Here is a 23,929-nt window from a genome sequence, read left to right as displayed (position 1 = left end):
CCCGACGTGACGACCTTGTTCAGCAGCTACCGACTCGGCGACCTGACCCTGCCCAACCGGATGGTGATGGCCCCGATGACCCGAGTCAGGGCCGCGACCGGCGGCCTCGCCACACCGTCCATGGCCACGTACTACGCGCAACGCGCGACGGCCGGACTGATCGTGTCCGAGGGCGTGCAGCCCAGTCTCATCGGGCAGTCCAACCCGGGCACGCCGGGACTGCACACCGATGAGCAGGTCACCTCATGGCGTGCCGTGACCGACGCCGTACACATCAACGGCGGGCGGATCTTCGCCCAGATCATGCACGGCGGCCGGGTCTCGCACCCCGACACGACCAGCCACCAGCCCGTCGGCCCCTCGGCGATCGCCGCAGTGGGCGACGTCTTCACTCCCTCCGGCCCGCAGCCCGCGCCCACGCCCCGCGCACTGGACACCGCCGAGGTGCCTGAACATGCCCACGCGTATGCCGAGGCGGCTCGCCGCGCGATCGACGCGGGCTTCGACGGAGTCGAACTCCACGGCGCCAACGGCTACTTGATCTCCCAGTTCCTCTCCTCCAACGCCAACCGGCGCACGGACCGCTACGGCGGCACGGTCGCGGGCCGGATCCGGTTCGCCGTAGAAGCCGTGGCCGCGACGGTGGACGCGATCGGCGCGGCCAGGACGGGCATCCGCCTCTCCCCAGGGGGCGGCTTCTGGGGCGTCGAGGAGACCGACGCTCTCGCCCTCAACACCGCGCTGCTGACGGAACTGGCCCGGTTCCAACTCGCCTACGTCCACTTGGAGGTGACCACGGACGAGGAGGTGCTCCTGGGTCTGCGCCGCGCCTGGCCCGGCACGCTGGTCGTCAATCCGGTCCTCCCGATGGGCCCCAAGCAGACCGGCCGCGCGGAAGCCGACCACTGGCTGGGCCTGGGCGCCGACCTGATCAGCTTCGGCCGCGGCTTCCTGGCCAACCCCGACCTCGTCGAACGCCTCCGCACCGGCCTGCCGATCGCCCCCGTCGACGAGGCCACGTACTACCAGGGCGGCGACACCGGCTACCTCACCTATCCGGCCTACCAGCACACCGCCTGACACCCGCGCGGGCGGGTCGACAGGGACGGCCCGGCCAGCCGTGCGCCCCCGCTGCGGACGGCGGAACAAGTCAGCACCGCGCCCTAACCACTCCCGGGACTGCGCGTCTGCCCGGGGCCCGGCGGCGCACCAGTTCGACGGTCTCCCACGACGCGGTGGCGATGGCCACCAGCGACAGCAGGAGGTAGAAGACGAAGAGCTTGTGCAGGTCGTCGAGGAAGTACCAGATCGATGCGGTGGCACTGAACCAGAAGGCGACCAGTGTGCTGGCGCCGTGGTTCTTGCTGCGTGCCCCGCTGACGAGGCAGCAGGCGGCGGCCACTGCGAGCAGAACAGCAATGGCGACGTACGAGTGAGCCCACCCTACGTAGGCGCGCCGCAGTTCGGAGTTGACCGCCACGGCCTCGGCCACCGGCCCCCAGCTCACCGCGCACGACAGGCGTGTCGACCACGGCAGCGTCATCAGACCCAAGACGCCGGCCGCCATGGCGACCCAACCGAAGTGGGCGGTGTCCACCAGCCGGCCACGTGCGCACAGCAGCGCAAGCAGGCATCCGAGGAGAGTCAGGGCGCTGTCGGCGGACGGACGCAGTGAGATACGGAACTTGTCCCGGAGAGCAGTTAGGCCACTGGTTCGCGTTCGCATTGGCGGGGGCCCGGGCATGGTGGCCTGGACCGTCGGCATGGAGGTCTGTGTCAGGGCGTCGGCGAGGGCTGCGCGCATCTGCCCGGCATCGGCGAACCGTTCTTCCGGGTCCTTGCCAAGGGCACGCAGGACCACCGCCTCCACCGCCGGCGGTATCTGCGGTCGCAGCCGGGAGACCGGCTCGGGTGCGGCGAACAGGTGCTGGTGCATGACGGCGAAGGGTGATTCGCCACGGAACGGGGGCTGCCCGGTCAGCAGTTCGTGCAGCAGACACCCCATCGCGTACAGATCGGCCCGATGGTCGATCTCCGACCCGTTGATCTGCTCAGGGGAAAGGTAAGCGGGAGTTCCGATCGCCGCACCGCTCCCGGTGATGCGGGTGGCGGTCTCGGTGAAAGCCTTGGCGATGCCGAAGTCGAGGACCTTCACGGTGTCGGGTCCGGTGAGCATGATGTTCGAGGGCTTGATGTCCCTGTGCACGATCCCGCACTCGTGGCTGTGCCGCAGCGCGTCCAGCACCGCGCATGCCGCGTTGACGGCGTCGGCGACAGGCAGTGGACCGTCTCGCAGGACCTCGGCGAGGGTGGCGCCTTGCACGTACTCCATGACCAGGTAGGGCCGTGGGCCATCCGGGTGCGGCTCCTCGCCGACGTCGTGGATGGTGGCCACCGCTGGATGGTTCAGCGCGGCGACCGCGTGCGCCTCGCGCCGGAAACGGGCTCGCGACTGCGGATCGTGAGCCAGCGCCGAGGAGAGCAGCTTCACCGCGACAGTGCGGCGCAGCCGCTGATCCACCCCGCGATGGACCGTTCCCATGCCACCTTGACCGAGCTTCTCGACCAGCTCGTACCGGCCGCCGAGGATCATGTCCCGCCCCACCCACGCCTCCCGTGAATCAAAAACCCGACGCAGCTTACGGCGCGACCTCGACGGACCGGAGCGGGGCTGCGGTGTCCCTGCTGTGGACTGCGTGGATGCCCACATGGGCGGACCAGGCATCGGTGGGCTCCGGTAATGGGTTCAGCCGACCGAGGTGATCGCTCGGATGACAGCCGAGATTCCCGGGCCGGGCCGGCCGGGAAGCCGTGCCACGAGAATGCGGCGGACCTCGGGCGGTACCCCGTCCACGCGCAGCAGACTCACGCCGTGCGGCAGCACCGGCGCCATGCGGGACGGGACAGTGGTCACGCCGAAGCCACCGGCGACCAGCTGCAGCTTCGTCAGCCAGTCCCTCGTGGTGTGGACGATGCGGGGCCGCCCGGGCAGGCCGGGCCATACGCCGAGCAGCGGCTCGGCACTCGATGACGGGGCGGCGATCCAAGGCGCGTCGACGAGCTCTTCTACGTGCACCGCGGTGCGACCGGCGAACGAGCCGGTGGTGGGCGCCCCTACGAACAGTTCGGTGTCCTCGACCGTTTCGATGTGCAGCCGGGGGGACTCGCCGTCCGACGGCCGGTGCGGCGGGCGGGATGTCAGTACGGCGACGTCGATCGATCCTGCCCGCAGGGCCCGGAGCAGGCCGGGTGTGGTGCCCTCGCGCGTCGTGACCGTGACGGACGGGCCGGCCGTCACGAGGCGCGTGAGCAGACCGGGCAGGATCACTGCCGCGGCGCTGGGGAAGATCCCCAGCCGTACCGGTTCCGTCTGTGTGGCGGAGCCGGTGAGTTCGTGCTCGGCCGCTGCGACGGAGTCGAGGATCGTGCGGGCGTGCCGGAGCAGGGTCAGGCCGGCGGGTGTGAGCTGTACGCCGTCGAAACGGCGCTCGAACAGGACCGCGCCCGCGCTGCGTTCGAGGGCCGCCGCCTGGCGTGAGACCGCCGACTGGGTGTAGCCGAGCTGGGAGGCCGCCGCGGTGAAGCTCCCCGACTCGGCGACCTGCCGCAGAACCCGTAGAGCCGAACTGGAGAATTCCATGCGTACTACGCATACCACAGATGCGAGATCGTCGCTTGGCGCATGCCCTCCGCGCTCCTAGCCTCAACACGGACAGCCAAGGAGGCCGGCAGATGCGCGCAGCAGTCCTGACGAAGTTCGGTGCCCCGCTCACCGTGCGGGAGATACCCGATCCCGTGGCGGGCGGTGGTGAGGTGGTGGTCACGGTCCTGGCAGCCGGCGTCCCACCGTACGCCGGGGAGGTCTTCAGCGGCCGGCGGAACTACCCGCTCCAGCCGCCAGTGGTCCCCGGTACCGGTGGCGTGGGTCGGATCGTCAGCGTCGGCCCGGACGCCACCCGGCTGTGCGTCGGCGACCTGGTGTGGTGCGACTGCACGGTCCGCTCCCGCGACGACGCGCTGACCCCGGACATCACGCTGCAGGGCTGGAGCTCCCGCGGCGACGGCGGCGCCCGGCTCGCCCAGCACCTGCACGACGGGGCATTCGCCGAACTCATGCGGGTACCCACGGAGAACGTCCACCCACTGCCCGCAGAAGCAGAGGACAACCCGGCGCGCTGGTCCTCGCTCGGCGTGTACACCATCCCCTATGGAGGACTACTCGCGGGCGGCCTCGAAGCCGGCGAGACGCTGCTCGTCAGCGGGGCCACCGGCAACCTCGGCAGCGCCGCGGTCGCCGTGGCGCTTGCCATGGGGGCGGGCCGGGTGATCGCACCGGGCCGCAACCGCGGGGCGCTCGACCTCCTCGCCGACCGGTTCGGCCCGCGCGTGCGCCCGCTCGAACTGACCGGCGACGAGGACGCCGACCGCGCGGCCATGTCCGCCGCCGCCGAAGGCCCGATCGACATGGTGATCGACCTGCTCCCGCCCTCCGCGCCCAGCTCGACGGTGCGCACGGCGGCCATGACCGTCCGCGAGTACGGCCGCGTCGTCCTGATGGGCGGCGTCGGCATGCTCGGCGGCGCCGACCTCGCCCTCCCCTACCCGTGGATCATGCGCAACTCGGTCACCGTGCGTGGACAGTGGATGTACCCCCGCACGGCGAACGTCGGCATGATCCGACTCGTCGCCTCAGGCGCACTCGATCTCGGTGCCGAACTGGTGCGGGCCTTCCCCCTCGACGCGGTCAACGACGCCGTCGAGTACGCCGCCGCGCATGGCGGGCCGTTCGACCGCACAGTCCTCACCCCGCCTGCCGGATGACGGCTGGGTGCCCCCGCCGGTCGTTGGTGACAGCGACATCCGACGGTGTGGGTGTCACCTCCCAGCGCCGAGCCGGCCGGCCGGCCGACCATCTGGACCCGGCTGGCCTCGACAGTGTCAACCACCTAGGTCACTTCGCCCACGCCAACCGCCTGCGGCTGAACGCCCCTCCGCGATGAGGGCCGAGGCGCAATGCACCTCGGACTTGGGCGGGTTCAGTTCTGGGCCGTGGGCCGGACGACGATCTCGTTCACGTCGACGGTCGCCGGCTGCTCGATGGCGAACGCGATGGCCTGGGCGATCGCCTCGGGCGGGATCGCGATCCGGTCCCGCATCTCCGTGATCTCCGCTCGGACCTGCGGATTCGTTGACGCCTCGGCGAAGTCGGTCCCGATGACGCCGGGCGAGACGGTGGTCACCCGCAGGGAGTCACCTGATTCCTGGCGCAGGCCCTCACAGATGGCGCGGACCGCGAACTTCGTACCGGCGTAGACCGCCATGGCCGGCACGATGCGAAACGCGGCCGTGGAGGCGATGGTGATGAACTGGCCCGTGCCCTGGGCCCGGAAGACCGGCAGCGCGGCGCCGATCCCGTGCAACACGCCCTTGATGTTGACGTCGACCATCTGGTCCCACTCGTCGACCCGCAGATCGTCGAGAGGCGAGATCGTGCCGGCCCCGGCATTGCTGACCAGCACGTCGAGCCGGCCGAAGCGCTCGCCGGCCAGTGCGACCAGAGTGTGCAGGTCGTTCTGTCGGGTCACGTCCGTGCGGGTCTGTACGGCCGCGCCGCCCGACTTCTCGATCCGCGCCACCAGCTCCGCGAGGCGCTCGGATCGGCGCGCACCCAGCACGAGCCGCGCGCCTCGCTCGGCGAGCAGCAGTGCGGTCGCCTCGCCGATGCCGCTGCTGGCTCCCGTGATCGCCACGACCTTGCCGTCGATTCCCGACATGACGTTTTCCTCTTCCTTCTTGAGAGCCGCACCTCCCGCTCGGGCCTCAGTCTGCGATGGCTTTAGCCTGGTATCCAGAGCGCGTTCATTCTGGAACCAGAGGTGCCATCCACCATGCCGCAACAGCCGGACCAACGCCGTGAGCTGGGCGCTTTCCTCCGCAGCCGCAGGGAGCGGATCACCCCTGACAAGGTCGGGCTGCCACACACCGGCCGACGCCGTACCCCGGGCCTGCGCCGGGAGGAACTCGCGCTGCTCGCCGGGATCAGCGCGACCTGGTACACGTACCTTGAGCAGGGCCGGGACATCCGCGCCTCGGACCAGGTGCTCGACGCCCTCGCCTCGGTGCTGCAACTCGACCGGCACGAGCGCGGTCACCTCTTCCGGCTGGCCGGACACGCGCCTGCGGCCGAGCCCGAAGAACCCGAGCCGCTCCCGGCCGAGGTGGCGGCCGTCCCGCTCCTGCTCCAGCCGCACCCGGCGTACATCATCGGCGGCACCTACGACGTGCTCAGCTGCAACCAGGCGGCCGACGAGCTGTTCCCCCACCTCACCGCGGCCACGGACGGGCCGGCGAACTTCGCCCGCTGGGTGTTCCTCGAACCTGCGGCCCGGGACGTCCTGGTCGACTGGGAGCCCGAGGCGCGCGGCCTGCTTGCCCGGCTGCGGACGCTGGCCGGACGCCACCCGGGCGACGTCCGGTACACCCGGCTGATCGACGAGTTGATCGCGGGCAGCCCAGAAGTGCGTGCCTGGTGGCCGCAGTACGACGTGCAGGCCCGGCACGGCGGACGCAAACGGCTACGGAGCCCGGGACGCGGGACGGTCGATTTCGCATACACCGCGTTCCACCTGGCCGAACAGCCGGAACAGACACTGGTGATCTACTCCGACGGCCGGGAGTGCGCCGATTGAGCCCTGCCGACTGCGGTTCCGCGTGCCACGCTCCGCACACCGGCACACAACGGCCCTCGGAATCAGGAGGCGTCTGCGCGGCGGCCGCGCCCCGGGCGACCGTGGTTGGCAGGCGCAGCCGTGCGAGCTTCAGACGTGACTCTGTGCGGTCGACGGTGTGCGGCACTGCGTGGCTGGCCCTGCGACGGTCTGTTCTGTAGGGCCTGCCCTGAGGGCCGCCTTCGCGGCCCAGTACCTCGCGCGCCGACGACGGTGTCACTACGAGGCTGCCCTGGTGCTTCAGTTGGGTTGCGCCTCAGCGGAAAAGGGCGATGTTGCGGGCGACCCAGCCGTCGAAGGGGCGCGGGGCGCGGCCGAGGACTCGTTCCACGTCCGGGCTGATCCGCAGTTCGGCGGGGTTCGGGGCGGAGATGATGTCCAGGGTGTCGTCGGCGAGTTCCGCCGGCACGAACCGGGTCATCGTGGCCTTGGCCTCGTCGCGGGTGAGTTCGTGGAACCGTACAGGCGAGCCGAGCGCGGCGGCGATCGTCTCCGCCTGCTGACGCGGCGTGATGACCTCCGGCCCGGTCAGCTCGTACACCCCGCCGGTGCGCCGGTCGTCCAGCAGGCAGGCCGCCGCGACCTCGGCGATGTCCGCCGGGTCGATGACCGGCACCCCTACGTCGCCGAAGGGCGCGGCGACCGTCCCTTGCGTGCGGACGGACTCCGCCCAGGCCAAGGCGTTGGAGGCGAAACCGCCCGGTCGCAGGACGGCCCAGTCCAGGCCGGACTCGCGCAACGCGTCCTCCACAGCGCGCATCGCGACCCGCGACGGGCCGAGCGGCCTGGTCGCCACGCCCTGCGAAGACAGCAGGACGACCCGGCGGACCCCACTGGCCGCGGCGAGGCCGATGATGTCGGCCGGCCTGGCTTCGGGGGCGTGCAGGTCTCCGGACAGCAGGAGGAACAGGGCCTTCGCCCCGTCCAACGCGGGTGTGAGGCTTGTCGGCTCGGCCAGGTCCGCCGTCACATGCCGGACTCCGTCCGGCATCGCCACCGCGTGCCGCGACACCGCCGTCACCTGCTCGCCCGCCTCGGCCAGGGCCTGCGTCAAAGGTCGGCCCACATTCCCGGTAGCCCCGGTCACCACGATCATGTTCAGCTCCTAGTCCGTTGTGCACTGCGGTAATTGACGCTAGGAGGCGGGCTTACTTTTCGTAAGAACATACCCAGAGGTAAGCTCCCGACATGAAGGAAGGTGCGCAGCTGACGCAGGCTGAGATGGGCAATCGGTATGAGGTGTTTCACACCGACTGCCCCGCGCGAAACGTGGTCGACCACGTGACCAGCAGATGGGGTATCTGGGTGCTGATCTCCTTGCGGAGCAACGACCTTCGGTTCCACGAGCTGCGCGACAGCATCCAGGGCATCAGCGAGAAGATGCTCGCTCAGACCCTGCGCGCGCTGGTCCAGGACGGCTTGATCTGGCGGGAGGTAGAGCCGACGACGCCGCCCCAGGTCACCTACGGGCTGTCCGAGTTCGGCCAGGACGTCAGCGAGCCGCTGACGGACTTGTTCAACCGGATCACACAGCGGCTACCGCCGCGCAGCCCGGGATAGTGCGGTAGTGGTCGGCCTCGAAGGCGAATCCAGGTGACCTGGTGACCTACGTTGATGCGTCGGCAGTAACCGGCGAGACTGCCATCTCCTGAGGTACGACCGGGATCACCCGTGACGCGGCAGGCGCTCCACGAACTCCCGGAAGGCGGGGATGTCGGCTTCGCCCAGCGGGCTGCCATGGGCGAAGCCGACGGTGGTGACGAGGTCACGCGGAAGGAGCCGCAGACTTGCCGGACGCAGGTCCGGGTCCGCGGCCAAGGCATCGGGGCCCAGGGCCAGCTTTCCCCGGTTGAAGAGGGCGTCCCCGACCAGGAGGGTGCCGGTGGGTTCATGGAGCAGCACGATGTGTCCGGGCGAGTGGCCCGGGGTGTGGATGATCCGCAGCCCGTCGGAGCTCTGCACGAGGTCGCCGTCGGCCAGGTCGGCGTCCGCTTCGACCGGCTGCCAGTGGAGGGCCGGCAGCCGGTCGATGAACCGGCCCAACGCTCCGCAACGCCCCTCGGCGGGGACGCGTCCGGCCTCCAGCCAGGGCCGGTCGGCTGCGTGGATGAGGATGTGGGCGCCGGTGTGGTGGCGCAGTTCGGCGGCGCCCTGGACGTGGTCGGGGTGGGCGTGGGGGAGCACGATGCGGCGGATGTCTGACGGCTTGCGGCCGAGTGCCGCGACGGTGTCGAGGAGGGCGCGGGGCGCCTTGGACCAGCCGACGTCGACCAGGGTGAAACCGTCGTCGCCGTCGACGAGGAAGGCGTTGTCGCGCTTGCTCGTGGCGATGCGCATGATGCCGGGGGCGATGCGTTGGTGCATGAGTGGTGTCCTGACAGGTGGCTGGTCATGGGGTGGCGGGTCGGCGATCGGCGCTGCGGTCCGGAACGGGGCGACGGTCACCCGGGCCGTGTTGCGCTCACCGCAGGCCTGGTCAGGCCGGTGTCGGAAGGTAGCCTTCGCGGGCGAGCTTGGGCAGGATGCCGCCGGCGGCGAGGATGTCGAGAACCATCGGGGGCAGCGCCCCGCCGTGCAGGCGCAGGCCTGTTGCGGTGTTCTCGACCCAGCCCTCGGCGAAGTCGAGGCACATCGTGGCGCCGTCGGTGAAGGCGGACGTGACGCCGGGCACGGTGAGGGCGGGCAGGCCGTGGTTGATGCAGTTGCGCAGGAACAGAGAGTTGAACTCTTCGGCCACCAGCGCGGCCACGCCCAGTTCCCGGAAGAGGGCGGCGACGGGTCGGGAGGATCCGAGGCCGAAGTTGCGTCCGGCGACGACGATGTCGCCGGGGGCGACCTGGGCGGTCCAGCCGGGGCGTAGCTCGTAGAAGATGTGCTTCGCGGCTTCGGGGACGGGCAGTTTCATGGCGAACGCCGGGTACATGGCGTCCGTGGTGACGGTGTCGCCGACGGCCCAGACCGTGCCGGTGAGTTGGGTTCCCATCAGTTCAGCTCTTCTCGTGGGTCGGTGATGTGGCCGGTGAGGGCCGAGGCGGCGACGGTGGCGGGGGACGCCATGTAGATCTCCGCGTCGGGGCTGCCCATGCGACCGGTGAAGTTGCGGGTCGAGGAGGTCAGACAGACCTCGCCGGGGGCGAGCAGCCCCATGTGGTAGCCGAAGCAGGCGCCGCAGGTGGAGTTGGTGACCACGGCTCCGGCGTCGGCGAGGTCCTGCAGGTAACCGGCCCGCATGGCTTCGCGGTAGACCTGCTGGGAGGCAGGGGTGACCAACAGCCGTACACCGGGGGCGACCTGGCGTCCGCGCACGATCTCGGCGGCGATGCACAGGTCTTCCAGTTGGCCGTTGGCGCACGAGCCGATGAAGCACTGGTGGACGGGCCGGCTTTCCATCGCCGATACCGGCAGAGCGTTGTTGCTGACGGTGCCGGGCCGTGCGACGTGGGGTTCCAGGGCGGACAGGTCGATGGTGCGGACCGCGGCATAGGTGGCGTCGGGGTCGGCATCGGCCGCTTCGTAGGTGCCGCAGGGTGCTCCGTGGTCGGCGAGGAAGTCACGGGCGAGGTCGTCGATGGGGAAGGTGGAGAAGTCGGCGGAGACCTCGGCGCCTTGGGTGGCGATGGTGCGCCGGTCGTTCATCGGGAGGGAGGCGAGGCCGGGTCCGCCGTATTCGAGGTTGTGGTTGGTGGCGTCTCCGTACGTGCCGGCGATGTGCAGGAAGACGTCCTTGCCCGAGACCGCTGCGGGTCTGGTGCCGGTAAGTTCGTAACGGATGGTGGGCGCGGCCTGGAACCAGGTCCTGCCGGTGCACATGAGGGAGTACACCTCGGCCGGGCCGAGGCCGCGAGCGGCGGTGTTGTACGCGCCCGCCGCGCAGGTGTGGGAGTCGGTGCAGGCGAGGATCTCGCCGGGGCGAGCGAGACCGTTCTCGGCGATCACCTGGTGGCAGATGCCGTGCCGTCCGACGTCGTAGAACTTCTCGATGCCGAAGGCGCGGGCGAAGGCCCGTGCGTGGGTGCCCCCCAGGGCGTCATGGACGTTGGGGGCGGGCACCGCGTGGTCCATGACGACCGCGACCTTGTGCGGGTCGTTGATCTTCAGGGGCTGGACCCAGCTGGTGGCGAACTGCAGGTCGATCATGACGGTCATGTCGACGTCGCACACCACGGTCTGGCCCGGGCGGACCACCTGGACGCCGGCTTTGCGGGCGAGGATCTTCTCGATCATGGTCATGCCCATCAGCAGACCTTCTCCTTGTGGTCGTGGTAGCGCTCGCCGATCGCGGACCAGGCGCGCAGGCCGACGAGTTCGAACAAGCCCTGCGGTCCGGGGGTGACCTCGGGCAGGGTGCCGCCGAGGCGGGTCAGGGCCTCCAGGCCGTGCAGCACGTACGGCGCGAGCAAGGCACCGGGGTGGATGGCGATGCGGTAGCCGAGGGCGGCGAGTCGCTCCGGCGCGGTGTCGGGGGTCAGCCCGCCCTGCACCATGTTGATGAGCAGGGGCGCGTCGACCGAAGCGGCGACCTTCTCGATCTCCTCGACTGATTCCGGAGCCTCGACGAAGACGACGTCCGCGCCGGCCGCGGCATACCGGCCGGCTCGCTCGATGGCGGCGTCGACGCCGAGGGGGCCGCGGGCGTCGGTGCGGGCGATGATCAGTGCGTCGGTGCGGGCCTCCAGTGCCGCACCCAGCTTGGCGATGAAGGCGTCGGCGGCGATGAGTTCCTTGTCGGGCAGGTGGCCGCACTTCTTGGGGAATGCCTGGTCCTCGAGCTGGATGGCGGCGGCACCGGCGCGTTCGTAGGCGTGCACGGTGCGTACGACGTTCATCGGGGATCCGTAGCCGGTGTCGGCGTCGGCTATCAACGGCACGTCTCCGAGCGCCTCGGCGGCGATGCGGGCGCGGTCGGTCATCTCGGCCTGGGTCAGCAGCCCGATGTCGGGCAGTCCGAACCCGGCGACCGCGACGCCGGCGCCGGTGAAATAGGCGGCGGCGAATCCGGTGCGGGCGACGAGTGAGGCGCTCAGGCCGTCGAACACGCCGGGGGCGACCGTGAGTCCGCCCTCGTCGATCAGCGTGCGCAAGCGGGCGCCCGGGGAGGATGGCATGGCGTTGTCTTCCCTTCGTGTCCTACGTGTACGGATCGAGGGCGCCGCGGACGGGGGCGGCGAGCAGGTCGATCAGGCCGTCGACGCGGTCCTGGTTTTCGAGGTCGAGTACGAGCCGCTCGATCTCAGCCGCGCGGGAGGCATCGGTGACCTGGGTGGTCAGAGCCCGGTACTTGGCGCGGATCTCCGCGTTGGTCAGGGGGTCGTCCGGGCCGCCGTGCGGCTGGTTGAGAGCGCGGGACCGCTCCCGGCCGTCGCGCAGGGTGAGGGTGACGCGGGTGTTGTAGCCCGGTTCGGTCCAGGCAGGGTCCTGGGGCGCGTTGGCGAGGTGGACCTCGGTGCGTTCGATCAGCTGCCAGACGTCGTCGGCGTTGATGCGCTCGGCGTGGAACTGTGCGGGACCAACCTGGCCGTCCAGCAGGGCGACGGCGACGGCGTAGCCGATGTTCATCTGGGCGCCGATGGTGGTGAGGGGGCGCTCGGGCCGCCACCAGCCGTGGTGGTGGATCGCGTCGGGGACATGGATGCGGATCGACTCGATGTCGTCCGTGGTGAGCGCCCGGTCGGTCGACAGGGCGAGAGCGGCATCGATGGCGGGATGCAGGCCGCCCATCGCGGCGTGGATCTTCACGGTGATGCCTTCGGTGTGCCACACCTCGCCCAGGCCCCTGGTGATCTGGGAGACGTCCGGATCGTGACCCTCGCCGAAGGTGGACAGGAATCCGCCGTACGGCCGCTCGAAGACCCTTTTGATGCCGGTGTAACCGGCCTGCGCGAGCCCGGCGGCGTAGAACCCGTTGCGGGCGGCGAAGCCGTGGTGCATGCGCTTGGACATGGCCTCGTACTGGGCGGCCATCAGGCCGGCGGACTGCGTGGCCGCCAGGCCCAGTGCGTCCTCAAAGGCGGCCGCATCCAGTCCGCGCAGTGCCCCGCAGGAGGCCGCCGCGGCATGGGTGCCGAACACGGATCCGGAATGCCATCCGCGCGAGAGCATCTGTGAGCCGTGCAGGGCGAGCCCCACACGCGGGCCGGTCTCGAACCCGAGGACGGCGGCGCGCAGGAAGTCGGCCCCGGAGACATTGCCCTGCGACGCCGTGGTGGAGAGCAGGGCGGGCAGCACGAGGGACGCGCTGTGCAGCGGGGCACGGGGGAAGTAGTCGTCGAGTTCGAAGCCCTGGATGAAGGTGCCGTTCAGCACCGCGGCTGCCGGGCCGCCGGCGGCACGCCCCCAGCCGATGAGCGGTGTACTCCCGGCGCCCTCCATGGCCAGGATGGCATCAACAGCCCTGCGAGACCATGGGAGTTGTGCGCCTATGAGGGCGCAGCCCAGGCCGTCGAGAACGAGGTGGGCGGCGCGTTCCCGTACCCGGGCGGGGATGTCTTCCAGTGCCGTACTGCTCAGCCAGCGGGCCAGGCGGCCCGTGGGGCCGTCGGGGTCGGTGGGTCCTTGTGGAATGGCGGCCCCTCGGGCAGCCGTCGGCGTCGGTGCGGACACCCCGCTCACCTCCATTGGTGCACAGCAGCGGCAAGGAGTGGCCGCACTCGGCGACCACATCACATTAGAATTTATAACATCTAGTTTCGGCGATTGCTCGCTAGCATGTCGGTGTGGCACTGAAGCGAACCTCTCTCCCCCGCACCGCCGAGGCCGCGGCCCTGGCCGAGCTGCGCGACGCGATCGTGCGCGGCGACCTCGAACCGGGCGCCCCCATCCGGCAGAGCGCGGCTGCCGAGCAGCTGGGGCTGAGCGTCATCCCGGTCCGCGAGGCCCTCAAGACGCTCGCGAGCGAGGGCATCGTCACGTACGCGCCGCAGCGCGGCTACACGGTCACTGAACTGAGCCCCGACAGCGTGGACGGAATCTTCCAGGTCCGGGAGCTGCTGGAGGCCGAGGCCGAGCAGTGCGCCGCCGCCCGCCTGCGCCACGAGGACATCGCCGCGATGCGCTCCGCCCTCAAGGAGCAGCGGGCCGCCGTCGACGCGGCCGATGCGCTGGGCGTGATCAGGGCCAACCGGCGGTTCCACTTCGCCCTGCTCGACCGCTGCGACAACGAGTGGCTGCTGCGCTTCATCACACAGCTGTGGGAAGCCCTCGAACCGCATCGCGCCCTGTCCTACCGGCGCGCGGCCGCCGCCGGTGACCGCGCGAGGGCGCAGGCCATCCTCGACGAGCACGAGGGCATCGTCGACGCCTTCGACCACGGCGACGTACCGCTCGCGCTGCGCCGCCTGGCGCAGCACCGGAGCGGCGGACAGGGCGACTTCCACCGCCTGCTCGCACCTACCGAGCAGGGCTGACCGCCGCACCACGTCGAAGAGATCACCCGGCCTCCCGGGCGGGGCTGCGGCGCAGCGGCCACACCTCAGCTGCACCAGCCCGGGCCAGCAGCAGCCGCCGCCGCCGCCGCCGCCGGGGGAGTGCGTGTCCGCCAAGGCCGGTTCGCCCCCCCCAAAAAAAACAAACACCGAGCAGGACCCGCAGCACCGTGAGGGGCGTCGCGTCCTGAGCGGAGGCCGACACCAGGCAGGACTGGCAGGTCGATCGTCGATCAGGGCAGGCCGGCGGCGTCCAGCCCGGAGCGCAGCAGGGTAAGCAGGTCGGCCAGCGCTGCCGGCGGATCCGGTTCGAGTATGACGAGCATCACTGCGTCGATGATGAATCGGGCCACTGCACGGATCCGCAGGTCGGGAGTCTCCAGGCCGCGGTCGGCCGCGAGCGCGTCGGCCAGGGTGTCCGCGTGCCGTAGCCACATCTGCTGCCAGTACACGCGCAGTGCCGGGGTGTCGTGCACGAGGGCGAGGAACGCCTCGAACTGTTCCCGCTCCCGCGGATCCGCTGTAGGCAGTGACATCAGGTACTCCTGCACCGCGTCGAGTACGTCACGGCCAGGAGAACGCTGACCGACCGCGGCAACGAGGCCGGCGTCGATCTCCGGCTCCAGGTCGAAGAGCAGCGCTTCCTTGCTGCGGAAGTAGGAGAACAGGGTCGGCACCGAGACGTCGGCGGCATCGGCGATCTCCGCCACGGTGACCGCGTCGTAGCCGCGTTCGAGGAACAGCCTCAAGGCCGCGTCGGCCAGTGCTCGGCGGCTCCGGGCCTTCTTGCGCTGCCGCAGGCCGGGCGCTGAACGGTTCGGTTCCGTCACGCATCGAACCTAACAGGTTCCATAGCGATGCAAAATCTTAAGTGGCTTAAAAACTTCAGTGGTTGAAGAACCGTCAGCTGCTGTGCTTCACTCGTGCCCGCCGACCGCCGAGGCCGGGCCCACGGACCGGATGGGCTCCGAAGGGTGTGATCAGCCATACCCATGCGCTCACGCCCGGCAGGCGGCAGTGAAGAGGCCCCCCGAAAGTCCCGTTGGCGATGCCGCCCTCCATGCATTGCCCCGCCCGAGATCCAACAGCGTTCAGCGTCGTGAGTCCGAGTGACAACCGACCGCTGCAGGTAAACGCCGCCTGGACACACCACCGCCCACTGCCGAGACGCCGCCACGGAGAAGTAGGAACTCCCGCCGTCATTCGAAAGGAGTATCAGGTGCAGCGCGACGTAGATTCTCATGGGATTCGGCTTGAATCACCCACGTTCTCTTGCGATATGTGCGGCGGAGCGATTCGCCGAGGCTCCGCAGATGACATCAGGGCCAGTAAGAGGCGTCCGCGATACTGCTCGAACGCCTGCCGTCAGCGTGCCTACCGTCAGCGGCTCAAGGACGATGGAATGGGTACTTCGACTGCGACCGGAATATCCCGTTTGAGTAGTTTCATCGGCCGCATCGATGAGCTGGTGGAGCTGAAGCGTCTGGTGCGCGCCACACGACTGCTGACCCTGACAGGGCCCGGGGGTGTGGGCAAGACACGCCTGGCGGTGGAGTTGACTGCCCTTGAACAGCGCGGCGGACGCTGTGAAGTCAGCCTTGTCGAACTGGCGTCGGCGACCACGGGGGAGCAAGCGCGGCAGCGGATCACCGAAGCGCTCGTGGGAACCAGGGAAGCGCGTGCCCCCATGGTGGGGGCACGGAGCGGGACGGGCACCGACCCCGATCGGCTTCTGGTGCTCGACAATTGTGAGCATGTGCTCGACGACTGCGGGCTGGCCCTCAGCGCGTTACTCCCTCGCTATCCGGGCCTGCGCGTCGTGGCCACCAGTCGCGAACGATTACGGTTGCCGGGCGAGACGGTGTACTCGGTGGGCGGTCTCTCCCTGCCGGATCCCGATGGCGGCGGATCACTCGACGGCTTGCTGCGCTCGGACGCCGTCCGGCTCTTCGTCCACCGGGCTCAGGCCGTCTCCTGCGGATTCCAGCTCACCGAGGACAACGCCGTACACGTCGCCGCGTTATGCGCCAGGCTGGACGGGCTGCCGCTGGCGCTGGAGCTGGCGGCCGGTCTCGTGCGGGCCTTTCCGCCGAGCGAGATCCACCATCGGCTGGACGACCGCCTTTCCCTCCTGACCTGCGGATGGCGTACGGCGGATCGACGTCACCAGAGTCTTCGCTCGGCCATCGAATGGAGCTATGACCTGCTGACGCCTCAGGAGCGGTCGCTGTTCCGGTCACTGTCGCTGTTGCCGGGCGGGTTCGGGACGGATGCCGCCGCGGCCGTCGCCGCGGACCATGACATACCCCCGTCGGCCGTGCCGCAGCTGCTGGCCGGCCTTGAAGCCAAGTCCCTCATCGTCGCCGGTGCCGACCGGGCAGGTTCCGCCCGGTTCGGGATGTTGGAGTCGATCCGGTGTTACGGGCACGAACGGCTCCGTGCCGAAGGCGAGGAGATACGGGCCTACGACCGTCTCGTGGACTGGCTTGCGGAACTCGCGCGCCCGTTCCGGGAGGCAGCACTCACGCCTGCCAGGACCTGCCGACGGCTGGACGAGGAACGCGACAATCTCACGTCTCTGCTGCAGTGGTTGAGCGTGGGAAGCGACCCGCGCCAGCTCCTCCTCGCCGGGGCGCTGGCCCTCGTGGACATCAACCGGGGGTACGCGGCGGAGTCCCGGACGATGCTGGCCGGGGCGTTGGACCGAACGGATCCGGGGGCGGGCGACCGCAGCATCGCTCTGTGCATGCAGGCGCTGCTCATCGCGTGGGAGGGGAACGCCGGCGAAGCGGTACAGCTCGCGCTGCGGGCAGTGACGCTCGAGCGCCGGCGCCCGCAGCGCCGCGATCATCTGATCTGCCGCATGCTGCTGGTGCTGAGCCTGGCCCGGACGCAACACGGCGACCAGAGCTCGAGGGCCGATCTCGAGGAGTGTTTGGAGATCAGCCACCGGGTCGGCGATCGCGTCATGACCGCGTTCTGCCTGATCCTCCTCGCCTGGCAGCTGCTCGGCGCCGGCGACACGGTCCAGGCGGTGCGGCTGGTCGACCAAGCCCTCCCGATCCTGCGGGGCGAGGCCAATCCGGTCCTGGTACGGGTGATCCTGCACACGGCCGGTGTCCTTGCCCTGGAACGGGACGACTGCGCTGCGGCGGAGGCGTACTTCGCCGAGGCGCTGGGAGACACGGACCACGTGAGCGACGCGGCTCACCTGGGCGCAGCCGGTCCCGCGCTCTGGGGCCTGGCTGTCAGCGCGGCGCGGGGCGGTCGTTTCGAGCGGGCGCTGCGGCTGTTCGCGGCCGTCGAAAGGTACGACGTGTCCGCGGCCCTCGTACTGCCTCCCTGGTTCCGGGCGCGGGTGGAGGAGGCGGCGGCCACAGCGCTGAGGGCGCTACCCAAGGCACGGGCCGAGGGTGCGCTTGCGGCAGGGCGCCGGCTGGGTCCACGACAGATCGTGCACTACGCACGGGACGAACAGCCGGCAACCGCACCCGATGGGGACGACCCGCTCAGCCCGCGCGAACGGGAGGTGATCGACCTGGTGGCTGCCGGACTCACCAATCGACAGATAGCGGCCCGGTTGTATCTGTCGGTTCGCACCGTCGAGACCCACGTCCGCAACGTCCGCACCACACTCGGACTGCGTTCCCGTACCCATGTCGCCGCATGGTCCGCACGGCGGGCGCAGGCCATGCCCACACGCACCGGAGGAGGGGCCGGGGCCGGGTCCGTGGTGTAACGGTGTTCATCACCGTGGACCACGTCCGCTGATGCGCCGTTGACGAGCCGGAGCGGCATCCGAGCCGCCGGGGTGAGGAAGGCACGGCGGCCGGCGCCGCCAGGGGAGAGTGACCCCTGGCGGCGCCTTTTTGTGCGCTCGTACGTCGTGCTGTTGTCGCTGTGGCCGACGCCAAGGCTGCGAGGCCGCCCGATCCGCCTGTCGGATCCGCCGACGCGTCATGTCTTCCTCTACGGCTTCGAGCCGCCGTCCTGTGCCACCGGCGGCGGGGCGCGCTCGGAGGCCGCATGCCCCATGTCCAGCGCGACGGGGCGGCGGAGATGGGACCGGTGTCCGCGTCACGTCGGCGTAACGGTGGGCATTGCCGATGCGGCGGCTCTCCGGGCTGAGGATTCTTGTATGCGCAGTTCGATCCCGTGGCGGTGACCGAAAGGAAGAGGCCCGCCTGCTGTTTCGACGCCGCCCATGTCCGTGCGAATGCGGGCGTGCAGCGGTGCTCGCGCCGGAAGCGGATCGTCCTCCCCATCCAGGCACCCTTCGAGGAGTTCTCCGTGCGCATTGTCATGTCCACTGCACGCATGGCTGTGGCCGCCGCAGCAGTGGTGGCCGCCGCATCGACGGTTGTCCTTCCCGCCGCTTCTGCCACAGCCGTGACCGCGAAGCCCGCGGCGGTCTCGGCCGACTTCGTCGTAAGCCAAGCCCAGTTCCAGCACATGTTCCCGAACAAGAACCCGTTCTACACCTATGCCGGGCTGCGGAACGCGAGGAACTCCTTCCCGGCTTTCGCCCACACGGGAAGCGACACGGTCAAGAAGCAGGAGGCGGCCGCCTTCCTGGCCAACGTCAGCCACGAGACCGGCGGCCTGCGATACACGAAGGAGCAGAACCCCGCCAACTACCCGCACTACTGCGACGCGAGCCAGCCGTACGGCTGCCCGGCCGGCCAGGCGGCCTACTACGGCCGCGGACCGATGCAGCTGAGCTGGAACTTCAACTACAAGGCGGCGGGTGACGCGTTGGGCATCGACCTGCTGCACAACCCGAACCTCGTGGAGACCGACGCCACGATCTCGTGGAAGACCGCGCTGTGGTACTGGACCACTCAGTCGGGTCCCGGCTCCATGACGCCACACAAGGCGATGGTCAGCGGTGCCGGATTCGGTGAGACGATCCGCAGCATCAACGGCGCGCTGGAGTGCAACGGCCGGAACCCCGCCGAGATGCAGGACCGTGTCAACCTCTACCGGCAGTTCACGCAGACCCTGAATGTCGCCCCCGGAGACAAGCTGACCTGCTGATCGCGCCGGTGGCGGCCCGCCACCACCACGCCGCATCGCACGCTGCCGCACCCACTGTGGTGCCTGGCCGGCAGGCGACGCCCTTGGCCCCAGGAGGCCGGCACACAACCGGCCTCCCCCTCCGCCTTGCCGCGGTCGCCTTCTCGCCCCCTTCAGAACCCGCTCGTTGATGTCATCCGGCGAGGAATCATGCGCAGAACACCTCTGAAAATCCCCCTGCGACTTTCCCTGACAACCCTCCTGACCGGCCTGGTCGCCGCGATCGCAGCAGCGCTGTTGGCGGCCGCACCGAGTACGGGTGCGGGTGCGGGTGCTCCACGCTCCGTCGCACCGGCTGCCGCGGCGGCGGTCGACCACACGGTCACGTTCGTCAACAGCACCGGCAGGAAGATCTGGATCGGTAGCGCCGTCAACGCCGACGAGTCGAGGAACTTCGACAAGCTGCCGATCCTGGAGCCCGGCCAGTCGGCGACGGTGACCATTCCCGAGACGACGGCGCCCGGCCACTGGCGCGGAAAGTTCTTCGCGCGCATGGGATGTACCGGGACACCAGGCGGCAACTTCCACTGTGCGGTCGGGGACTGCGGCAAGTTCGCCGACCATTGCGCCAAGGGCACCGGAGAACAGCCCGTCAGCCTGGCCGAGTTCAACTTTGACTCCAAGGACGCTGTCGCTCCCTGGTACGACGTGAGCTACGTGAACGCGTTCTCGGTGCCGATCACGATCGCCCCCCGGAACGTGAGCCCCGGCGGTGGCGGGTGCGACACGGTGGGCTGCGCGAACAACCTGCTGCCGAACTGTCCCGCGGACAACCTGACGCGCTGGGCGGACGGCAAGCCGATGCTGTGCACCAACCCCAACCGGGACGCCAAGACGGCCTACAGCGACATGATCGCCTCCCATTGCCCGAAAGCCTATGGGTGGTCCCGGCAGGACCAGGAGCCGGGCAACAAGGTGATGCAGCAGTGCAGCAAGTGCAGCGGCTTCCTCGTGACCTTCCACCGCGCCTCGTGACCGCAGACCAGGCGGCCCCCCTGGCCGTGAACGCGGCTTGACGAGCGGCCGGATGAAAAGGAAGTAGCCATGCGAAAAACACCCAACTTACGTGGTCTCGCCGTGTTTCTGGCGGCTCTGACCCTGCTCGCGTTCGGCAATCATGCGGGCACGCCCACCGGCGCGGTGAACGCGTCCTCCGCCACGGTGAAGAAGAAGGGCGTCAGCGCCTGGAACTTCACCGGCGTCACCAACGCGCTGGCCGACTCGAAAGCCGGTTGGTTCTACACCTGGTCCTCGGGCAAGCAGCAGATCACACCGCCGTCCGGGGTCGAATTCGTGCCCATGATCTGGGGCAAAGGCTCGGTGACCGATGCGGAACTCGGCCAGGCCGAACAGCAGGGTAAGACCCTGCTCGGGTTCAACGAACCCGATATGCCGGGGCAGGCCGACATGACTGTGCCGCAGGCGCTCGATCTGTGGCCCCGGCTTCAGTCGACCGGCATGCGGCTCGGAGCGCCCGCCGTCGCCACCGGCGCCGACGTCGCAGACGGCTGGCTCGACCGCTTCATGAAGGGCGCTGCCGGCCGTCACTACAAGGTCGACTTCATTCCCCTGCACTGGTACGGCGGGGACTTCGACGCCACGCATGCGACAGCCCAGCTGCGGAACTACCTCCAGGCCACCTACAACCGCTACAAGAAGCCGATCTGGCTCACCGAGTACGCACTGATCGACTTCTCCACCGGCACCCCGAGGTATCCGACACAGGCACAGCAGGCCGCGTTCGTGAAGCAGTCGACCGCCATGCTGCAGGGGCTGCCGTTCGTCGAACGGTATGCCTGGTTCACCCTCTCCACCAGCCGCGGTGACGGCACCGGACTCTACAACGGTGCGACGGCCAACGAGGTGGGCGCCGCCTATCGCTCGGCCGGCTGAGAAACAGCCCCGCCCTCTATCCGGCAACAGCCGGGCCGGGCGCACGCATGCCGCCACGGACAAGGAGCACAACGCTCCCTTCACCGATCCACCACGCCGTGAAACGAAGCCACACGAAACGAGGAACGAGCATGAGCAAGCGAAAGCTCTACGTCCCACTGGCCGCAGGGGCCGTCGCGCTGACCGCCGTACTGGGGCTCTCCCCGACGAGTTCGGCCGCGCCCAGGGCCCCGCAGGCCGAGACCTGCTGGGCGACGCACTACGGCCCTATACCCCCCGGAGCCCTCACGGCCAGCGGCGAGGTCTTCGACAACAACAAGAACACCGCGGCGACCTCACTGACACGCAATCCGCAACTGCCGTTCGGGACCCGTGTGAAGGTGACCAACGTCGCGAACGGCAAGTCCCTGGTCGTGCGCATCAACGACCGCGGCACCTTCCAGCAGACGCCGCAGGAACCGAAGTGCCTCGACCTGACCGACGGTGCCTTCGGCCGGCTCGGCGGCAGCCTCAACCCCGACGCCGGCCACATCGTGGTCCAGCAGAAGGTCCTGAACTGATCCCGGGCTCTCGATCCACTGCCACCAGAAGGAGAGCTTCGTGATCACCATCAGGCAGAAGACGGTAGTCGGACTGGCCACCCTCGCGGCCGGCTTCGGCCTTGTCTCTCTCGCCACCCCCGCCGGGGCGGCCGCTCCCGCCGCCCCCGTCATCCACCGCTGCGACGCGCACCACACCACTCCCGGGAGCCACCTCTTCGTCCGGCTCCAGACCGGTGACGAGGGACTCTGCTTCACCGGCCAGGGCACCACGACAGACGTCCAGAACCTGACCCCGTTCGAAGCGATCAACCTCAAGCCCGCCGACGGCAAGCTCATGCAGGTGACCGTCACCTACGTCACCGCGATGGGCGAGCAGAAGGACAAGGACCTCAACCGTGAGGGCCAGGTCTTCAGGTTCCCGGGTTACGCGTTCCTCAAGAAGGTTGTCATCAAGCCCCTTTGACGACCGACGGGTTACCTGGCCGACGGTCCTCGAACCCTGGCCGCCCAACATGTGACGCACCACCCGCAACACCCGGCGAACCGCAGGTTTCGACCGGCTCGCACGGAAAACCACTCGGCGCGGCCGTGGAAGACGGCGGCCGCGCCGAGTACCGCCCACGCACCGTTCCGCCCTGGGAGTTCGTACCGCCGGAACACCCTGGCCGCCCGGGCAAGGGTCCGGCTCCCCCGACAACGACCCGCCGGGCCGCGGTGCCTTGCCCTTCTTGGGAGAGAATCATGTCAGTCCCCCGCAACCTGACAGCGATCGCGATCGGCGCGGTGGCGTCCACCGCACTGCTTACCGCCCCCGCGTCGGCGTCCTCGAACCCTGCCACGATGCGGTCGGAAGTCATCAAGCTCACCAACACCGAACGTGTCAAGGCGGGTTGTCCACCTCTCACGAGCAACAGCGCACTCACCAAAGCCGCCCAGAACCACACGGCCGACATGGCGGACCACAACTTCGTCGGGCACACCGGTTCCGACGGCAGCAGCCTCGTGGACAGGGTCCAGGCGGCCGGCTACACCGGCTGGAGTGCGCTGGCCGAGAACGTCGCCGCCGGGCAGACCGCCGCGGCCGACATGGTCAAGTCCTGGATGAACTCCCCCGACCACCGGGCGAACATCCTCAACTGCTCGCTCAGGCACATAGGCGTCGGGTACGTGACGAAGCCCGGCAGCACCCAGGGCACCTACTGGACCCAGGACTTCGGCGCGAAGTTCTGAGCCGGCTCCGCGGCCTCCCTCCCCTCGGGGGGCCGCGGGTCGTTTGCCGGTCCCCGCTGCGCACACCGGGCAATTCGCCCCGCCCAGCGCGCCCGCCGGCCTTGACATGGAGCCATGGCCGGGGAGTGAGGGGCGCCATAGGCTGTCCCGTTCCGGGCATTCCCGTGATGGGTCAAGGACCTGGTGAGGCACATCCATGAAGCGACATCCGTTGACGGTTGTCCGGGCGTCGATCGACCACAAGCAAGCTGCCTACGCCAGGCTCGTGGCCAAGGCGCATGCTGACTTGAACCTTGGAACGCCGGCCGCGCGACCCGAAAAGATCAGTCTGTGGGAGTCGGGTCGAGTCGTTCCGGACCTCGGCGCGCAGTTCGCCATCGCGCACATCTGTATCACGCAGGCGGCGACGCCCCGTTACTCATGCGCCCCTGGACCGCCGACGAAACGGCTACCGCCCTGAGCGAGGCAGACCAGCCGGGAGCGGACGGCAGCCCCCGACCCTCCCTTGCCGTAATCGGCAGGGGTATCACCATCCTCAACGAGGACTGGCACGGCGCCACGGTCGACTCGGCCCCCATACCACCCCAGCCAGGACACCCCGTCGACGCCTGCACCACGGCAGCTATGCACGCGTCGACAACTTTGAGAAGCTGCGGGGAGCCGTTGGCCCGAAGGTCCTGTATCCGGCAGCACACGGCGAACTCCAGCTGATCACCGGCCTCCTGCGCACCGCAGGCTACAACCGGCAAACCCGATCCCGGCTCCTGGTGCTTGCGGCACGCACTGCCGTCACATGCGGAATCCTGATGGACGCCGTCGGCAACAGCCGTCGTGCCGAGCGGCACATGCTGGCCCCCATCCGCGCCGCCACCACTGCCAGCGCACCCCAATTCGCCGCCGCTTCCATCGCACACCTGGCCAGCCTGCACCGCGCCTGGGGCCGACCCCAGGACGCCCTTGCATCGACAGAGGCCGCGGCACAGGCAGCAGCCCGCGTCCGTTCTCCCCGGTTCTCCGCCTTCCTTCACGGCCGACGAGC

22 protein-coding genes are annotated in these 23,929 nt (G+C 69.5%); 12 read left to right on the top strand and 10 right to left on the bottom strand.

The window, feature by feature from the left end:
• Positions 1 to 6: 6 nt before the first annotated feature.
• Positions 7 to 1,080 carry an alkene reductase gene (locus tag ACWC0C_RS37100; protein ID WP_450868709.1) on the top strand — a complete coding sequence of 358 codons (1,074 nt, stop codon included), beginning with the start codon at positions 7 to 9 and terminating at the stop codon, positions 1,078 to 1,080.
• 70 nt (positions 1,081 to 1,150) lie between these two features.
• Here the strand turns inward: ACWC0C_RS37100 and ACWC0C_RS37095 are convergent, their stop codons facing one another.
• A complete protein-coding gene (locus tag ACWC0C_RS37095) occupies positions 1,151 to 2,605 on the bottom strand; it encodes a protein kinase domain-containing protein (RefSeq protein ID WP_450868702.1) in 1,455 nt (484 codons plus the stop codon).
• Positions 2,606 to 2,746: 141 nt separating this feature from the next.
• Entirely contained in the window at positions 2,747 to 3,640 is an 894-nt protein-coding gene (locus ACWC0C_RS37090) for a LysR family transcriptional regulator (protein ID WP_450868700.1), read from the bottom strand.
• 92 nt (positions 3,641 to 3,732) lie between these two features.
• Here ACWC0C_RS37090 and ACWC0C_RS37085 point away from each other — a divergent pair, with 92 nt between their 5' ends.
• Positions 3,733 to 4,821, top strand: coding sequence for an alcohol dehydrogenase catalytic domain-containing protein (locus ACWC0C_RS37085; RefSeq protein ID WP_450868698.1), 1,089 nt, complete (start codon positions 3,733 to 3,735; stop codon positions 4,819 to 4,821).
• 215 nt (positions 4,822 to 5,036) lie between these two features.
• Here the strand turns inward: ACWC0C_RS37085 and ACWC0C_RS37080 are convergent, their stop codons facing one another.
• Positions 5,037 to 5,774: an SDR family oxidoreductase gene (locus ACWC0C_RS37080; RefSeq protein ID WP_450868697.1), complete on the bottom strand. Its 738-nt coding sequence runs from the start codon at positions 5,772 to 5,774 to the stop codon at positions 5,037 to 5,039.
• A 114-nt stretch (positions 5,775 to 5,888) separates the two neighbouring features.
• On the opposite strand from ACWC0C_RS37080, the gene ACWC0C_RS37075 reads away from it, so the two are divergent.
• Positions 5,889 to 6,689 (top strand): helix-turn-helix transcriptional regulator, encoded by an 801-nt coding sequence (locus ACWC0C_RS37075; protein ID WP_450868696.1) that lies wholly within the window; start codon positions 5,889 to 5,891, stop codon positions 6,687 to 6,689.
• Positions 6,690 to 6,984: 295 nt separating this feature from the next.
• On the opposite strand, the gene ACWC0C_RS37070 is transcribed toward ACWC0C_RS37075, so the two are convergent.
• Positions 6,985 to 7,824, bottom strand: coding sequence for an SDR family oxidoreductase (locus ACWC0C_RS37070; protein ID WP_450868695.1), 840 nt, complete (start codon positions 7,822 to 7,824; stop codon positions 6,985 to 6,987).
• A 92-nt stretch (positions 7,825 to 7,916) separates the two neighbouring features.
• On the opposite strand from ACWC0C_RS37070, the gene ACWC0C_RS37065 reads away from it, so the two are divergent.
• A complete protein-coding gene (locus ACWC0C_RS37065; protein WP_450868694.1) occupies positions 7,917 to 8,288 on the top strand; it encodes a winged helix-turn-helix transcriptional regulator in 372 nt (123 codons plus the stop codon).
• A gap of 105 nt (positions 8,289 to 8,393) precedes the next feature.
• Here ACWC0C_RS37065 and ACWC0C_RS37060 read toward each other — a convergent pair whose 3' ends face one another.
• The 5 genes from ACWC0C_RS37060 to ACWC0C_RS37040 all read right to left on the bottom strand — a co-directional run bounded on the left by ACWC0C_RS37060 (position 8,394) and on the right by ACWC0C_RS37040 (position 13,328).
• Positions 8,394 to 9,092, bottom strand: a complete 699-nt coding sequence (locus ACWC0C_RS37060) for an MBL fold metallo-hydrolase (protein WP_450868693.1) — start codon at positions 9,090 to 9,092, stop codon at positions 8,394 to 8,396.
• 112 nt (positions 9,093 to 9,204) lie between these two features.
• Positions 9,205 to 9,711 carry a LeuD/DmdB family oxidoreductase small subunit gene (locus ACWC0C_RS37055; RefSeq protein WP_450868691.1) on the bottom strand — a complete coding sequence of 169 codons (507 nt, stop codon included), beginning with the start codon at positions 9,709 to 9,711 and terminating at the stop codon, positions 9,205 to 9,207.
• On the bottom strand, positions 9,711 to 10,964 hold the full coding sequence (locus tag ACWC0C_RS37050; RefSeq protein ID WP_450868689.1) for a 3-isopropylmalate dehydratase large subunit: 1,254 nt from the start codon (positions 10,962 to 10,964) through the stop codon (positions 9,711 to 9,713). Before ACWC0C_RS37050 ends, ACWC0C_RS37055 begins: the two co-directional genes overlap by 1 nt.
• Positions 10,964 to 11,833: an isocitrate lyase/PEP mutase family protein gene (locus tag ACWC0C_RS37045; RefSeq protein ID WP_450868688.1), complete on the bottom strand. Its 870-nt coding sequence runs from the start codon at positions 11,831 to 11,833 to the stop codon at positions 10,964 to 10,966. The genes ACWC0C_RS37050 and ACWC0C_RS37045 overlap by 1 nt, the downstream gene beginning before the upstream one ends.
• A 22-nt stretch (positions 11,834 to 11,855) precedes the next feature.
• The gene (locus ACWC0C_RS37040; protein ID WP_450868687.1) at positions 11,856 to 13,328 is read right to left on the bottom strand and encodes an MmgE/PrpD family protein; all 1,473 of its coding nucleotides are present in this window, start codon (positions 13,326 to 13,328) and stop codon (positions 11,856 to 11,858) included.
• Positions 13,329 to 13,441: 113 nt separating this feature from the next.
• Here ACWC0C_RS37040 and ACWC0C_RS37035 point away from each other — a divergent pair, with 113 nt between their 5' ends.
• On the top strand, positions 13,442 to 14,131 hold the full coding sequence (locus tag ACWC0C_RS37035) for a GntR family transcriptional regulator (RefSeq protein WP_450868685.1): 690 nt from the start codon (positions 13,442 to 13,444) through the stop codon (positions 14,129 to 14,131).
• A 251-nt stretch (positions 14,132 to 14,382) separates the two neighbouring features.
• Here the strand turns inward: ACWC0C_RS37035 and ACWC0C_RS37030 are convergent, their stop codons facing one another.
• The gene (locus ACWC0C_RS37030; RefSeq protein WP_450868683.1) at positions 14,383 to 14,979 is read right to left on the bottom strand and encodes a TetR/AcrR family transcriptional regulator; all 597 of its coding nucleotides are present in this window, start codon (positions 14,977 to 14,979) and stop codon (positions 14,383 to 14,385) included.
• A gap of 572 nt (positions 14,980 to 15,551) precedes the next feature.
• On the opposite strand from ACWC0C_RS37030, the gene ACWC0C_RS37025 reads away from it, so the two are divergent.
• The 7 genes from ACWC0C_RS37025 (at position 15,552) to ACWC0C_RS36995 (ending at position 22,890) form a co-directional block, all read left to right on the top strand.
• Entirely contained in the window at positions 15,552 to 17,888 is a 2,337-nt protein-coding gene (locus tag ACWC0C_RS37025; RefSeq protein WP_450868682.1) for an ATP-binding protein, read from the top strand.
• Between the two features lie 563 nt (positions 17,889 to 18,451).
• Entirely contained in the window at positions 18,452 to 19,186 is a 735-nt protein-coding gene (locus ACWC0C_RS37020) for a chitinase (RefSeq protein ID WP_450868707.1), read from the top strand.
• Between the two features lie 189 nt (positions 19,187 to 19,375).
• Positions 19,376 to 20,200 (top strand): thaumatin family protein, encoded by an 825-nt coding sequence (locus ACWC0C_RS37015; RefSeq protein WP_450868681.1) that lies wholly within the window; start codon positions 19,376 to 19,378, stop codon positions 20,198 to 20,200.
• A 69-nt stretch (positions 20,201 to 20,269) separates the two neighbouring features.
• Positions 20,270 to 21,118 (top strand): glycoside hydrolase family protein, encoded by an 849-nt coding sequence (locus ACWC0C_RS37010; protein WP_450868680.1) that lies wholly within the window; start codon positions 20,270 to 20,272, stop codon positions 21,116 to 21,118.
• Between the two features lie 131 nt (positions 21,119 to 21,249).
• Positions 21,250 to 21,678, top strand: a complete 429-nt coding sequence (locus ACWC0C_RS37005; RefSeq protein WP_450868679.1) for a septal ring lytic transglycosylase RlpA family protein — start codon at positions 21,250 to 21,252, stop codon at positions 21,676 to 21,678.
• 40 nt (positions 21,679 to 21,718) lie between these two features.
• Positions 21,719 to 22,123, top strand: a complete 405-nt coding sequence (locus ACWC0C_RS37000) for a hypothetical protein (RefSeq protein WP_449201749.1) — start codon at positions 21,719 to 21,721, stop codon at positions 22,121 to 22,123.
• Positions 22,124 to 22,401: 278 nt separating this feature from the next.
• A complete protein-coding gene (locus tag ACWC0C_RS36995; RefSeq protein ID WP_450868677.1) occupies positions 22,402 to 22,890 on the top strand; it encodes a CAP domain-containing protein in 489 nt (162 codons plus the stop codon).
• The last annotated feature ends 1,039 nt before the right edge of the window (positions 22,891 to 23,929 follow it).

Source organism: Streptomyces sp. NPDC001709, assembly GCF_053596375.1.
This window is presented reverse-complemented; position numbering and strand designations above follow the sequence as displayed.